The organism is Sphingopyxis sp. SCN 67-31 (assembly GCF_001725095.1).
The window spans coordinates 1-13,192 of record NZ_MEFH01000088.1 but is presented as its reverse complement, the minus strand read 5'-3'; the positions used below and the strand labels follow the sequence as shown (position 1 = coordinate 13,192).

At 69.3% G+C, this 13,192-nt stretch carries 11 protein-coding genes; 6 read left to right on the top strand and 5 right to left on the bottom strand.

What is annotated here, in order from left to right:
• Nucleotides 1-53 precede the first annotated feature (53 nt).
• Nucleotides 54-1,595, top strand: coding sequence for a lipopolysaccharide biosynthesis protein (locus tag ABS88_RS18000; protein ID WP_420894029.1), 1,542 nt, complete (start codon nucleotides 54-56; stop codon nucleotides 1,593-1,595).
• A gap of 13 nt (nucleotides 1,596-1,608) precedes the next feature.
• On the opposite strand, the gene ABS88_RS17995 is transcribed toward ABS88_RS18000, so the two are convergent.
• Complete coding sequence (locus ABS88_RS17995; RefSeq protein ID WP_076073370.1) at nucleotides 1,609-2,607, bottom strand: adenosine kinase; 999 nt, start codon at nucleotides 2,605-2,607, stop codon at nucleotides 1,609-1,611.
• Nucleotides 2,608-2,715: 108 nt separating this feature from the next.
• Between ABS88_RS17995 and ABS88_RS17990 the strand changes: the two genes are divergently transcribed.
• A complete protein-coding gene (locus ABS88_RS17990; RefSeq protein ID WP_076073371.1) occupies nucleotides 2,716-3,411 on the top strand; it encodes an EI24 domain-containing protein in 696 nt (231 codons plus the stop codon).
• Nucleotides 3,408-3,785, top strand: a complete 378-nt coding sequence (locus ABS88_RS17985; protein WP_076073372.1) for a hypothetical protein — start codon at nucleotides 3,408-3,410, stop codon at nucleotides 3,783-3,785. The genes ABS88_RS17990 and ABS88_RS17985 overlap by 4 nt, the downstream gene beginning before the upstream one ends.
• On the opposite strand, the gene queG is transcribed toward ABS88_RS17985, so the two are convergent.
• Entirely contained in the window at nucleotides 3,782-4,858 is a 1,077-nt protein-coding gene (queG, locus tag ABS88_RS17980) for a tRNA epoxyqueuosine(34) reductase QueG (protein WP_104960197.1), read from the bottom strand. The two genes, ABS88_RS17985 and queG, sit on opposite strands and share 4 nt — an antisense overlap.
• Before the next feature lie 67 nt (nucleotides 4,859-4,925).
• Here queG and ABS88_RS17975 point away from each other — a divergent pair, with 67 nt between their 5' ends.
• The 3 genes from ABS88_RS17975 (at nucleotide 4,926) to ABS88_RS17965 (ending at nucleotide 8,991) form a co-directional block, all read left to right on the top strand.
• Complete coding sequence (locus tag ABS88_RS17975; protein WP_076073374.1) at nucleotides 4,926-5,882, top strand: ABC transporter ATP-binding protein; 957 nt, start codon at nucleotides 4,926-4,928, stop codon at nucleotides 5,880-5,882.
• The gene (locus ABS88_RS17970; RefSeq protein ID WP_104960198.1) at nucleotides 5,879-7,117 is read left to right on the top strand and encodes an ABC transporter permease; all 1,239 of its coding nucleotides are present in this window, start codon (nucleotides 5,879-5,881) and stop codon (nucleotides 7,115-7,117) included. The genes ABS88_RS17975 and ABS88_RS17970 overlap by 4 nt, the downstream gene beginning before the upstream one ends.
• A gap of 617 nt (nucleotides 7,118-7,734) precedes the next feature.
• Nucleotides 7,735-8,991, top strand: a complete 1,257-nt coding sequence (locus ABS88_RS17965) for a cytochrome P450 (RefSeq protein WP_067180023.1) — start codon at nucleotides 7,735-7,737, stop codon at nucleotides 8,989-8,991.
• Between the two features lie 21 nt (nucleotides 8,992-9,012).
• Here the strand turns inward: ABS88_RS17965 and ABS88_RS17960 are convergent, their stop codons facing one another.
• From ABS88_RS17960 to ABS88_RS17950, 3 genes are read right to left on the bottom strand one after another with little or no spacing between them, the layout of a single operon-like run.
• Nucleotides 9,013-10,836, bottom strand: coding sequence for a hypothetical protein (locus ABS88_RS17960; protein ID WP_104960199.1), 1,824 nt, complete (start codon nucleotides 10,834-10,836; stop codon nucleotides 9,013-9,015).
• Nucleotides 10,833-11,267 (bottom strand): GtrA family protein, encoded by a 435-nt coding sequence (locus tag ABS88_RS17955; protein WP_104960200.1) that lies wholly within the window; start codon nucleotides 11,265-11,267, stop codon nucleotides 10,833-10,835. The genes ABS88_RS17960 and ABS88_RS17955 overlap by 4 nt, the downstream gene beginning before the upstream one ends.
• Before the next feature lie 24 nt (nucleotides 11,268-11,291).
• A complete protein-coding gene (locus ABS88_RS17950; RefSeq protein WP_076073376.1) occupies nucleotides 11,292-12,818 on the bottom strand; it encodes an NAD(P)/FAD-dependent oxidoreductase in 1,527 nt (508 codons plus the stop codon).
• Nucleotides 12,819-13,192 lie beyond the last annotated feature (374 nt).

Here is a 13,192-nt window from a genome sequence, read left to right as displayed (position 1 = left end):
CCGCCGCAGCGCGCTAAACCGGCGCGCGGGGAAAAGCAGAAGGGGCGCCAGGCTTGAGCCAGACGGACAGTGCGGCAACGCGCACCCCCGATTCGGCCGCGCCGCCTGCGCCGCTGGCCGATGCCGACGCCGCGGCGCTCGCCAAGGGCGGGCGGACCAATTTTCTCGGCTTCCTCCTGCGCCTCGTCGCGCGCCTGCCCTTCCTCTATTTCGCGGGCCGCTGGTACGGACCGGAGGCGGTCGGGCGCTTCGCCTTCGCCGTGCTCGTCATCGAACTGGTCGCGCAGCTCGCGACGCTCGGGCTCAAGCGCGGGCTCGCCGAACAGCTGAGCGCCCCCGGCGCCGACCATCGCATCGTCGTGTGGGACGGCATGTTCGTCGCCTTCGTCGCCTCGGCGGCGGGCTCGGCGATCCTCTTCGCCTTTCCGCAGCTCATGTTCCCCGCAGGCGATGTCGCGGGCTGGGATCGCTGGATGGCGACGACGGTGTTCGCGATCGCCGGCGCCGACATCGCGCTCGCCGCCTGCGCCTATCGCTACGACATCGGCGCGACGGTGCGCGCGCGCTCGGTCGTCGAGCCGTGGGTGATCAGCTTCGCGGCGTTCGGCTTCGCCTTCTATTCGCTGCGCGACGGGCTGATCCTTTCCTACGCCGCCGCGATGATCGCGACCTTCTTCACCGCGCTCGTCCCGATGGTTCGCCATTATGGCGGGCCCGGCGTCTGGCGGCCGCACCCCGCGCAGCTCATCTCGCTGGCGCGCCGCAACGCGCCGCTCGCCGCCGCCGACGCGATCGAATGGGGCACGCGGCGGCTCGATCTCTTCATCCTCGGCCAGTTCACCTCGCCCGCCATCTACGGCATCTATTACATGGCGCAGCAGGTCGCCTCGCTGCCGCAGAAGCTCAAGACCAGCTTCGAACCGATCCTCGGCCCCGTCATCACCCGCAACCTCGCCGAAAAGCGGCTGGGCGCCGTCGCCGCGCAGGTCAGCCAGGTCGGTTTCTGGATCATCGCCGCGCAGGCCGGGGTCGCGCTCGCGCTCGGCATTCCGGGCGAGGCGGTGATGGGGCTCGTCGGCCCCGAATTCGTCAGCGGCACCACCGCGCTCGCCTTCCTGCTCGCGGCCGAGGTCGTCGCCGCGACCGCGGTGGTCAGCGAGGCGGCGCTGGTCTATGTCGCGCGGCACCGCAACCTGGTGATCAGCCTCGCGACGCTGGCGCTCCAGGCGGCGCTCAGCGTGGCGCTGATCCTCGTCGCCCGGTCGATGGGTCTCGCCCCGATCCACTATGCCGCCGCGGTCGCGCTCGCGCTGATGCTCGCGCTCGGCTTCGCGTCGGTCGCCAAGGCGTGGCTGCTCGCGCGCATCCTGCACGCGCCGGTCAACAGCCTGCGCTGGGCGCTCGTCTGGGCGACCGCGGGCGCGGCGATCCTCGGCTGGGGGGCGACCAAGCTGCCCGAGTGGGCCGAACTGCTGTTCGGCATCCCCTTCATCCTCGGCATCTACGGCTGGCTGATCTGGACGCGCGGCTTCGGCCCCGCCGACCGCGCGCTGTTCCGCAAGCACCCTGAGACGGCGGAAGCGCCCGCCGGCTGAGTCGGCCCCGGGCCTATGCCAGGCGTTCGGCGACCTTTGCCTTCAGGTCGGTCTGCGCGCGCGGGCCGACCTGCGCGATGATCTCGCGCGCGCAGACCGCGCCCATCGTCAGGCAGTCGGCGACCGGCCGGCCCTCGGCATGGCCGGCTAGGAAGCCCGCGGCGAACAGGTCGCCGGCGCCGGTGGTGTCGACCACCGCGTCGATCGGTTCCGCCTTCACCTCGGTGCGCGTGCCGCCGGTCAGCGCGATCGCGCCCTTTTCGCTGCGCGTCACGACGAGCAGCGGCACCTGCGGCGCGATCCGCGCGACCGCGGCCTCGAAGTCGGTTTCCTCCGCCAGCGCGCAGATCTCGACCTCGTTGGCGAACAGGATGTCGAACAGCCCCTCGGCGATCAGCGCGCGGAAATCCTCACCGTGGCGGTCGATGATGAAGGCGTCGGACAGGGTGAAGGCGACCTTGCCCCCCGCCGCGCGCGCCACGTCGATCGCACGCCGCATCGCCGCGCGCGACAGCGGCGGATCCCACAGATAGCCTTCGAGATAGAGGATGTCCGACGCGGCGATCAGCGCCTCGTCGATCATCTCGCGGCCCAGCAGATGGCTGGCGCCGAGGAAGGTGTTCATCGTGCGCTGGCCGTCGGGGGTGACGAGGATCAGGCAGCGCGCGGTCGGCGCCCCGCCCGCCAGCGGCGGCGTGTCGTAGGCGACGCCCAGCGTGCGCAGATCGTGCGTGAAGACGCCGCCGAGCTGGTCGTCGGCGACCTGCCCGATGAAGGCGCACCGGCGCCCGAGCGCCGCCATGCCCGCGAGCGTGTTCGCCGCCGAGCCGCCCGACATCTCGACCGCCGGCCCCATCGCTTCATAGAGGCGCGCGGCCTCCGCGGCGTCGATCAGCCGCATCGATCCCTTGGCCAGGCCCTCGGCGGCGATCAGCGCGTCGTCGGCGCGGGCGATGACGTCGACGATCGCGTTGCCGATCGCAACGACGTCGAAACGGGCGGTGGAGGCCATGGATGATCCTGTCATGTGGGGGAAAACTGCGCGCGCCTTAAGCGGCTGCGCGGCGCAAGGCAAGCGCGGCGCTTGACGCGGCCCGCCGCTCCGCGCCATCGCTGCGCCATGGCCCGCGCCGTCCAAGCCTTTCTGCTCGCGCTCCGCGACCTGCCGAACGCGCGCGTGCTGCGCATCCTCGCGCTCAGCATCGCCCTGACGCTGCTGCTCTTCGCGGCCGCCGGCGCCGCGATCCTGTTCGCCGCGCGCCGGCTGCTCGATCACGGGCGGTGGCTCGGCGAAAGCGGCACCGACATGGCGAGCGCGCTGCTGGTGCTGCTGCTCGTCGCCGGGAGCTGGCTGCTGTTCCGCGCCGCCGCGATCGTCGTCGTCGGCCTGTTCGCCGACGGGATCGTCGCCGAGGTCGAGGCGCGCCACTATCCCGCCGCCGCGGGGCGCGCGGTGCCGGTCGGCTGGGGCCGCGGCATCCGCCTCGCGCTCGCCTCGCTCGGCCGGCTGATCGCCGGCAACCTCGTCGCGCTGCCCTTCTACATCCTGCTGCTGGTCACCGGGGTCGGCACGGTGCTGCTCGCGCTCGGCGTCAACGCGCTGCTGCTCGGCCGCGATCTCGAGGCGATGGTGCTCGCGCGCCACCCGGACCGGCCGCGCTTCGACCGCGGCGCGCGCTGGACGGCGGGCCTGCTGTCCGCCGCATCTTTCCTGATCCCCGTCGTCAATCTGTTGGCGCCGATCGTCAGCGCGGCTATGGCCGTCCACCTGCTCCACCTGCCCCGGCGGGCGCCGACCATGAAGGACCGAGGATGATCCGCAGCCACCGCCCGTTCGCCGCCGCCGCGCTCGCCGCCACGCTCTCCGGCTGCGCCGCCACTGCGGTGCCGCGTCCCGCCGCGCCCCCGACGCCGACCGTCTTTCCGCCAAGCACGCCGCGCATCACCCAGAACAACAACCTGGTCGGCCGCGACGCCGACAGCACGATCCGCCTGTTCGGAAAGCCCCGGCTCGACGTCACCGAAGGCGCGGGCCGCAAGCTGCAGTTCGCCGGATCGGCGTGCACGATCGACGTCTATTATTATCCGCCGCGCGTCGGCGCGACGCCGGTCGCCACCCATGTCGACGCGCGCACCCCCGACGGGCGCGACACCAATGTCGACGGCTGCATCGACGCGTTGAGACGTTAGGGCGTCGACACAGCGGACAGCTCCGTCAGCGCCCACGCCGCCGCCTCGGCGACCACGGGCGAGGCATCGCCGGTCAGTTCGGTCAGGCGCGGGCGAAAGCGCGGGTCGCCGCTGTTGCCCGCCGCGATCGCGGCGTTGCGCACCATGCGGTCGCGCCCGATGCGCTTGATCGGCGACCCCGCGAACACCTGCCGGAACCCCGCATCGTCGAGCGCGAGCAGGTCGGCGAGCGACGGCGCCGCCAGCTCGGCGCGCGGCAGGAAGGCGCGGTGGCGGTGCGCGGTGTCCGCGAACTTGTTCCACGGGCACACCGCGAGGCAATCGTCGCAGCCATAGACGCGGTTGCCGATCGCCCGCCGCAGCGCGACTGGGATCGGCCCGGCATGCTCGATCGTGAGATAGGAAATGCAGCGCCGCGCATCGACGCGATAGGGCGCCGGAAAGGCCTGCGTCGGACAGGCGTCCTGGCAGGCGCGGCAGCGCCCGCAGCGGTCGCGCCCCGGCGCGCCGGGCCCAAGCGCCAGCGTCGTATAGATGGCGCCGAGGAACAGCCAGCTGCCATGGTCGCGGCTGACCAGATTGCTGTGCTTGCCCTGCCAGCCGAGCCCGGCCGCGGCGGCGAGCGGCTTTTCCATCACCGGCGCGGTGTCGACGAACACCTTGACCTCGGCCCCCGGCACCTCGGCGACCAGCCAGCGCGCGACCGCCTTCAGCGCCTTTTTCACGACGTCATGATAGTCGGTGCCCTGCGCATAGACCGAGATGCGCCCGCGATCGGGATGCGCCGCCAGCGCCAGCGGATCGGCGGCGGGGGCATAGTTCATCCCGAGCGCGATCACCGACCGCACCTCGGGCCACAGGCCGCGCGGCGACCCGCGCTGAGCGGCGCGCCCCTCCATCCAGATCATGTCGCCATGGCATCCATCGGCCAGCCAGGCGTTCAGCCGCGCGGCGGTCTGCGGCGCCGCCCCGGCGTCGGCGATGCCGAACGCCGCGAAGCCGTGCGCGCGCGCGACCGCTTCGAGCCGTTCTTCGAGCCGTCCTTCGGGCATTGGCAAGGCGTCTGAAACCATTGCGGCCCTATACGACAGCCGACGCGCCATGCCATAGTGTCGCGGCATTGGGATCGGGGACCGGATTTTGAGCGATTGCAGCGTCGAGGCGACCGGCCTCACCAAATATTTCGGCGCGTTCAAGGCCGTCGACGGAGTCGATCTCGCGGTGCCGGCGGGCAGCATCTACGGCGTGCTCGGCCCCAATGGCGCGGGCAAGACGACGAGCCTGCGGATGATGCTGGGCATCATCGATCCCGATGCCGGGGTCAGCCGGCTGCTCGGCGGCCATACGCCGCAATCGGTGCGCCACCGCATCGGCTACCTGCCCGAGGAACGCGGGCTCTATCCGGGCATGAAGGCGCGCGAAGCCATCGCCTTCATGGGCGCGCTGCGCGGGCTCGACTGGTCCGAGGGGCGCCGCCGCGCCGCCGCCTTCATGGCCGAGCTCGGCCTCGAACGCGTGATCGACGAAAAGATCCGCAAGATGTCGAAGGGCATGGCGCAGATGGTCCAGCTCATCGGCTCGATCGTCCATGCGCCCGACCTGATCGTGCTCGACGAACCTTTTTCCGGCCTCGACCCGGTCAACCAGGAGCGACTCGAAGCGCTGGTGCGGCGCGAGCGGGAGCGCGGCGCGACGATCCTCTTTTCCACCCATGTGATGGCGCATGCCGAGCGGCTGTGCGACCGGATCGCGATCATCGCGCGCGCGCAGCGGCGCTTCGAGGGCAGCGTCGACGATGCGCGCGCGCTGCTGCCGATGCAGGTGCGCTACACCCCCCGCGTCGCGGCCGAGACATCGGCGATTCGCGCGCTGCTCCCCGCCGCCGCCGAACCGCACGGCGAGGCGTGGCATTTCGCGATCGGCGATGCCGACGTCGAACCGCTGCTCGCCCGCATCACCGCGAGCGGGTTCGGGGTGACCGGCCTGTCGATCAGCCGCCCGGCGCTGCACGACGCCTTCGTCCACATCGTCCGCCAGGTCGATGCCGGCTTTCACGCCGACGCAGAGGATGCGGCGATCGAGGAGGCCGCCGCATGACCCCCTTCCTTCGCACGATGACCGTCGTTGCGCGGCGCGACTTTCTGGCGATCGTCGCGACGCCGACCTTCCTGCTCTTCCTGCTCGCGCCGCTGTTCATGCTCGGCATGGGGCTGGCGGGGGGCATGGGCGCGTCGCAGCTTGCCGACAGCGCGCGCGGCACCGGCCGCGTCGTCGCGGTCGCCGATGCCGCCGATCTCGAAGCGCTGCGCGCCGCCGATGCGCGCCTGCGCGCCGCGATGCCGCGCCCGCCGGCGACGCTCGAACTGCGCGCCGCCACGCCCGCGAACGCCGACCCGGTCGCGATCGCCCATGAAAAGGGCAGCGATACCTATGCGGTGATGATCGGCGCGCTCGCCGCCCCGCATATCGTCGAGCGCGAGGCGGGCGGCAGCGCCGGCCGTTATCTGGCGCTCCTCGCCGGCGAGGCGCTGCACAGCCGCGCGGCGGGCCCGCCGCCGCCCGTCACGCCGCGTTTCGAGGCGCTCGCCAGCGGCGGCACCAGCGTCGCGCTGCAACAATCGATCGGCTTCGCCGCGGTGTTCGTGATCTTCCTCCTGACCCTGCTGCTCGCCGGACAGACGGTGAGTTCGCTGGCAGAGGAAAAGGGCAACAAGGTGATCGAGATCCTCGCCGCCGCGGTGCCGCTCGAAGGCGTTTTCCTCGGCAAGCTGCTCGGCATGCTGGGGGTCGCGATCCTCTTCATCGCCTTCTGGCTGGCGATCGCGGTCGTGGCGGGGCTGATCTATGCGGCCGGGCTCGACCCCGCGGCGCTCTCCGCCGCCGGCGCGGCGCCCGTCCCGGCGCTGGCGACCGCGCCGGCGACCGGCTGGCCCTTCTTCCTCGCCATCGGCTTCGCCTATTTCGTCATGGCCTTCCTGCTGCTCGGCGCGGTGTTCCTCGGGATCGGCTCGCAGGCGGGCACGGTGCGCGAGATCCAGATGCTCAGCCTGCCGATCACCATCTTCCAGGTCGCGATGTTCAGCCTGTCGTCGGCCGGGGCCAGCGCGCCTGGCAGCGGCCTCGCGACCTTCGCGCAGATATTCCCCTTCTCCTCGCCGCTGGCGATGGCGGCGCGCGCGGCGACCAACGAGGCGCGCGGCATCCACCTGCTCGCGCTCGGCTGGCAGGCGCTGTGGGTCGCGCTCGTCGTCTATCTTTCGGTGCGCCTCTTCCGTTCGGGGGTGCTCAGCGGGCGCGGCGACTGGCGATTCTGGAAGCGCCGGCTGCGCTGACTTTAGCGCGACGTGCGTGAAATCTGACACACCCTCTCAGCCGTTCGTGCTGAGCTTGTCGAAGCACCGTCCTTCTTCTTGCGTCCGCGAAAGAAAGAACGGCCCCCTTCGACTGCCTTGCAGGCGCTCAGGACAGGCTTCGACAAGCTCAGAGCCTGCCCCCGCGAAAGCGGAGGGCAAACGGTTCAGATTTAATGCTCTATGGCCGGTGGAGATTCAGTTTTTTTCGCAAAACAAAACCACGTGCTCCCGCGAAGGCGGGAGCCCAGAGCGTATGAAATCAGGGTTTGCGTTCCACCGCACTGGGTCCCCGCCTTCGCGGGGACACGCCCCTATGCGTCCGCAAGCACCCGAACCCCCACAGACCCCGATATGGTGGACTCAAAGTTTTTGTCCTCATCGTCACCCCGGGCTTGACCCGGGGTCCCGCTTTTCCTCCGTCCGTGCGCGAAAGGAAGCGGGATCCCAGGTCAAGCCCGGGATGACGGGATCGATGGGGCAAACGTCAGATTCAGGCAACTAGGGTCTTTCCCCCAGGGTCGTTGACAAAGCTGTAAACAGTGGCATTCTGCAACCCGATCGGCCGCGCGAAGACGGCCGCGAGAGGAGCTGCCCCCATGGCCACCGTGATCCGCGAAGCCCCCGAAACCGTGAATCCGCTCGACGTCTCCCGCGCCGAATTATGGCGCGAGGATCGCTGGCAGGAACCGATGCGGCGCCTGCGCGCCGAATCGCCAATCCATTATTGCGAGGATTCGAAGTTCGGCCCCTATTGGTCGGTGACGACCTACAAGCCGATCCAGCATGTCGAGGCGCTGCCCAAGATATTCTCCTCCTCGTGGGAATATGGCGGCATCACCGTCGCGGGCGACGGCGTCGAGCATCTGCAGGAGGGCGAGGTCCCGATGCCGATGTTCATCGCGATGGACCCGCCGCAGCATACCGCGCAGCGCCGCACCGTCGCCCCGGCTTTCGGCCCCTCGGAAACCGAGCGCATGCGCGCCGACACGCTGAAGCGCACCAGCGACGTGCTCGATTCGCTTCCGGTCGGCGAGCCGTTCGACTGGGTCGAGAAGCTGTCGATCGAACTGACGACGCAAATGCTCGCGATCCTCTTCGATTTCCCGTGGGAGGAACGCCACAAGCTGACCGCCTGGTCCGACGCGCTGGGCGACATCGAAAGCTTCAACACCGCCGAGGAACGGCAGCAGCGACTCGCCATCGCCTATGAAATGGGCGCCGCCTTCAAGGAGCTGTGGGACCGCAAGGCACAGAATCCGGGGCAGCACGACCTGATCTCGATCATGCTCCAGTCCGACGCGATGAGCCACATGAGCCACGAGGAATTCATGGGCAACCTGATCCTGCTCATCGTCGGCGGCAACGATACGACGCGCAATTCGATGTCGGCCTATGCCTATGGCCTGCACCAGTTCCCCGAGGAACGCGCGAAGCTCGAGGCGAATCACGATCCCGACCTCGCGGTCAATGCGATGCACGAGATCCTGCGCTGGCAGACCCCGCTCGCGCACATGCGCCGCACCGCGACCGAGGATACCGAACTGTTCGGACACCAGATCCGCAAGCGCGACAAGATCGCGCTCTGGTACGCCTCGGCGAATCGCGACGAGAGCGTCTTTCCCGACGGCGACCGGATCATCGTCGATCGCGAGAATGCGCGCCGCCACCTGGCCTTCGGTTACGGCATCCACCGCTGCGTCGGCGCTCGCGTCGCCGAACTTCAGCTCACCGCGCTGATCTCCGAGATGCAGAAGCGGCGCCTGCGCGTCAACGTGCTGGCCGAGCCCGAGCGGGTGAATGCCTGCTTCGTCCACGGCTATCGCCACATGCAGGTCGAGCTCGAACGCTACTGACCCCCGGCGCGGCTACGCGGACTACGGCTGGCGTGGCAGCGCCCTGACGCGCCAGACGCCGAGCCCGGTCCCGGCACCGATCGGCAGCGGTTCGAGCCAGGCGGGCGGCCGCCCGGCCGCAAGCTGCGCGGCGAGCCCGTCACGGCGCCCGCGCCGATACAGGCCGAAATCATTGGCGCCGCGGCAGACGACCACCAGCGTCGCCCGCTGCCGGCGGACCAGCGCTTCGGCCGCGTCCGGATCGCCGACGAAGGCGCGGATCGTGTCGGCCATCGCTTCCCGGTTGCGGTGATGCGGCGTCGCGACGACGCTGTGGTGCGTCCAGAAGAGCAGCGGCGCGCCCAGGTCGATCGGTGCGAGGATCACCGCCGGGTCGAGCCGGTCGAGCGCCGCGATATTGGCCGGATCGAGGCAGGCCCCTTCCACCGAATCGAACGTGACACCCTGATCCGTGGACCGAAAGAAGGGAAAGGCCATGGCGAGCGGCACCGCCACCGCCATGCTGGCGAAGAGCGGCAGGCTGAAGATCGCGAGCGCCGAGGCCGCCAGCCGCAGCGGCATCGCGCGCAGCGCCCGCGCGCGGTCCCATATGCGCAGGCCGATCCAGGCGCAGCCGGGCAAGGCGAAAAGATGCGCCGTCGATACGCTGCGCAGCACCAGCAGCGACAGCAGCGCGGCGGCGGTCAGCGCGATGGCGATGGTGATCCAGTCGCGGCGTTCCGCCGCGGTGCGCGCGCTGCGCCAGGCGAGCAGCGTCCCGACGAGCCCGAGCAGCGACGGCACGACGACGAAGACGATGCTTTGTCCGCCCGACGCCCAGACGGGCTGGCCTTCGAGGACGGTGCGGTACCAATATTGGACGACGATCGGGTCGAGCGTGGCGAAGGGACCGCGCGCGCATTCCGGCGCCGTGCCGACCAGCGCGACCGCTGCGAGGGCCGCGACGGCTCCGAGCAGCAGGAAACGCACGATGCGCCGCTCCGGCCGCAGCGCGACGACGCCGGCGGTGCCGGCGGCCGCGACGACAAGCGCCACCAGATAGGGCGCCGACAGCGAATCGCACCAGCGTCCGACAAGGCCGGCGGGCCCGCGCGTCGCGAACTGGAGCAGGACCGCACCGCCGGCGAGCCCCGTCATGTAACCGATCAGCCGCGCCCGCTCGGCCGCACCCCCGCCCAGCGCCCAGCGCAACGCCACAATCGCCGCAAAACACCCCGCAAACACCCCCCCCTCAATCGACACCGCAAGCAGCATCGCCGCAAACAACCCTCCGAACAGCCCTGCGCTACGACTCGCGGGACGCAGGGCGTGCCAGAGGATCAGCATCGCGAGAAGAATCTGCCAGCCGTGATGATCGATGCGCAACGGGCGGAATTGCGCGATGATATAGATGCAGAAGATCAGGTATAAGGGCGCGGCCCAAGCAATGCGCCAGTCCGACAGGCCTCGAAAGCCGAGCGAGACGGCGATGAACAGTGTGCTGAGCAGCAGCGGTGGCCACAGCGCCATCACTACCTGTTCAGCAAGGGGCTGGCCGATCAGGGGCCTGAGCAACAGAATTCCGCCCGCGAGCGGAATGTCAACGATCCGCGACCAGTGCATCAGTACCCCGCCGCCCGCTGGATTTATGCGATGTTGGGTGAGATCCCACCAGTTTTGTCCGGCGATGAGGTCGCATACTTGGACCATCCGCATCGCATCGTCGGTGTCGCCGAGGAGGAGGGCTGTGGTTTCTGGCCAGTGGTTTGCGAAGATCATGGCGTGCGCGAGCGCCCAGAGGAGCAGCGCGAACCGGACCGGCGTCAGCCAGTTTCCGAAGCGTGGCCGGCGATCATGCGCGCTCATGCGCGGTCCGGACGGAAGACGATGTGCCGGCGCAGCAGATAGGTCGTCTGGAAACTGATCGCGATCGCCGCAAGCTTTGCGATCCGCGGGTCGAGCCCCCAGCCGATGCCGATGCCGACGACGGCCGTGGTAATCGCAAGGCCGGCCAGCGCCGAGCCGACGAACAGCATCTTCTGCCGCTGCCGCTCGCCGGTCCCGCGCGCCGCGGCGCTGTCGGCGAAGACGAGGCGGCTCGACACCAGCCAGTGCACCGCGATCCCGAGACCGTAGCCGAGCGCCGAGGCCGCCACCGGTTCGAGCCCGGCGCCGAGCAGCAGCAGGAACAGCCCGGCGTCGCAGCCGAGCGCGAGCACGCTCGCGAACAGATAGCCGATCCACCGGGCATCGCCGCGGCGGACGGCGCCGATCAGAAGGGCGAGCGGTTGCGGCATGACGTCATTCCGCCCGGCCGGCCATCAGGCCGCCCGCGCGGCGCGGACCGGAACGGCACGGACCGAGGCCAGGGCCGCGCCCTCGCCCTCGGCGCCGCTCTCGTGATATTCGGCGTCCTCGTTGACGCCCCAGATGTCGTAGACGCGCGCGCCGGCGGCGATGTTGCGCACCGTCAGCATCGCGGTCATCATCGCATGATCCTGGTTGTTGTAGCGGTGCATGCCGTTGCGCCCGACCATGTGCAGCGTCGGATAGCGCGCCTCCAGCTCGGTGCGCAGCGCCGCGACATGCGCAGCATAATCATCGTCATAGACCGGATAGGCCTTTTCCTGCCGCACCACGACCCCGCCGACGACATCCTCCGCCCTGCACAGGCCGAGGATCGCCATCTCGTCGGTCGCGAGGCGGACGAGATCGGCGTCGCTCGACGACCACAGCCCGTCGCCTTCGAAGCAGAAATATTCGAGGCCGACGCAGGCGAGGTCGGGATCGGGCACCATCTCCGGCGACCAGCTGCGGAAGTTCTGGACCCGGCCCACCCTGACCTTGCTGTCGTGGATATAGATCCAGTTGTCGGGGAACAGGTCCTTCGACCGGATTTTCAGCGCGACGGTCAGGAAGTCGCGATATTTGAGGCTGGGCGCCGCGGTCAGCGCGGCGGCCGGAAGCGGATGGAGACGCGCCACGAGTTCGCGCAGCGGCGCCGAGCTGATCACATGATCGGCGTCGATCACCACATCGCCGTCGGGACCGGTCGCGGTCAGGCGCCAGCGGCCGGTCTTCTGGTCCTGGGAAAGCTGTTTGAGGCCGTGGCCCATCAACACATGGTTGCCGCCCGCCATCACCTTGTCGCGCGCCGCTTCCCACATCATGCCGGGGCCGAGGCGCGGATAGCGGAAGGTTTCGAGCAGGGTCTTGGCCGCCATGCCGTCATTCGGCGCCTTGCTGAGGCCAAGGCTGCGCTTGAGGCCGTCGAGCACCGCGGCGCCGAGGCTGAGCCCCTTGATGCGCTGCGCCGCCCAGTCGGCCGACATCTCGTCGCACGGCATCCCCCACACCTTTTCGGTATAGGTCTTGAAGAAGATCGAATAGAGCTTGTGCCCGAACTGGTTCACCGTCCAGTCCTCGAAGCTGCGCACGGTCCGGTTGGGCAAGAGCTTCGCCTTCGCATAGCTCGCCATGCACAGCGCCGAGCGGACGATGCCGAGGTTGAACAACGCCTCGAAAGCGCGCAGCGGGTAGGAATAGTAGCGGCCCTCGTAATAGATGCGGCTCATCCGCGGGCGCTGGATGAAATCGTCGGGCAGAATCTCGTTCCACAGCTCGACGACTGCCCGGCTCTTCGAAAAGAAGCGATGCCCGCCGATATCGAAGCGAAAGCCGTCATGCTCGACGGTGCGGCTGATCCCGCCGACATAGACGGGATCCTTCTCGATCACCGTCACCCGATAGCCCTGCTTCGTGAGCAGATAGGCGGCGGTCAATCCCGCCGGCCCGGCGCCGATGATCGCGACGTCGGCGCTGGTCGGCCCGTTCTGATTGTCAGGCATCGAAATTCCCCACGCAGCCCATGTTCACCCAGTGCTGTGGCGCAGCGGCCCTAAAAACTGGTTAACGGGACGGTAGGATTTGGGGCGTGGCTGTCCGATGCCCGCGGGAATTCAGGCTTCCCCAGGCCGGCCTGCTTCGGCATCCATAGCTGGGCCTTCCACTTTGCGCCGCTTTTCATTCGGGAGCAGACCATGGCCCGTGAAACGGGTTAGGACGGATCGACATTCAGAAGATGGCGAGCCGGAGTCGAAGACGACCACAGGTCAAAATGGTAGATTTTCGGGACCCGGAGCGCAGCGTGCTGATGGCACGTGAGCACCGGAAGCGCGAAAAGCCGCCATTTGCAGGCCGCCAGAGCTGAATGTCGATCCGT

Coding starts and splice junctions, on each gene's coding strand:
- ABS88_RS17965 (WP_067180023.1), top strand. CDS start 7,735: ATGGCCACCGTGATCCGCGAAGCCCCCGAAACCGTGAATCCGCTCGAC.
- ABS88_RS17990 (WP_076073371.1), top strand. CDS start 2,716: ATGGCCCGCGCCGTCCAAGCCTTTCTGCTCGCGCTCCGCGACCTGCCG.
- ABS88_RS17955 (WP_104960200.1), bottom strand. CDS start 11,267: ATGCCGCAACCGCTCGCCCTTCTGATCGGCGCCGTCCGCCGCGGCGAT.
- ABS88_RS17985 (WP_076073372.1), top strand. CDS start 3,408: ATGATCCGCAGCCACCGCCCGTTCGCCGCCGCCGCGCTCGCCGCCACG.
- ABS88_RS17995 (WP_076073370.1), bottom strand. CDS start 2,607: ATGGCCTCCACCGCCCGTTTCGACGTCGTTGCGATCGGCAACGCGATC.
- ABS88_RS17960 (WP_104960199.1), bottom strand. CDS start 10,836: ATGAGCGCGCATGATCGCCGGCCACGCTTCGGAAACTGGCTGACGCCG.
- queG (WP_104960197.1), bottom strand. CDS start 4,858: ATGGTTTCAGACGCCTTGCCAATGCCCGAAGGACGGCTCGAAGAACGG.
- ABS88_RS17950 (WP_076073376.1), bottom strand. CDS start 12,818: ATGCCTGACAATCAGAACGGGCCGACCAGCGCCGACGTCGCGATCATC.
- ABS88_RS17970 (WP_104960198.1), top strand. CDS start 5,879: ATGACCCCCTTCCTTCGCACGATGACCGTCGTTGCGCGGCGCGACTTT.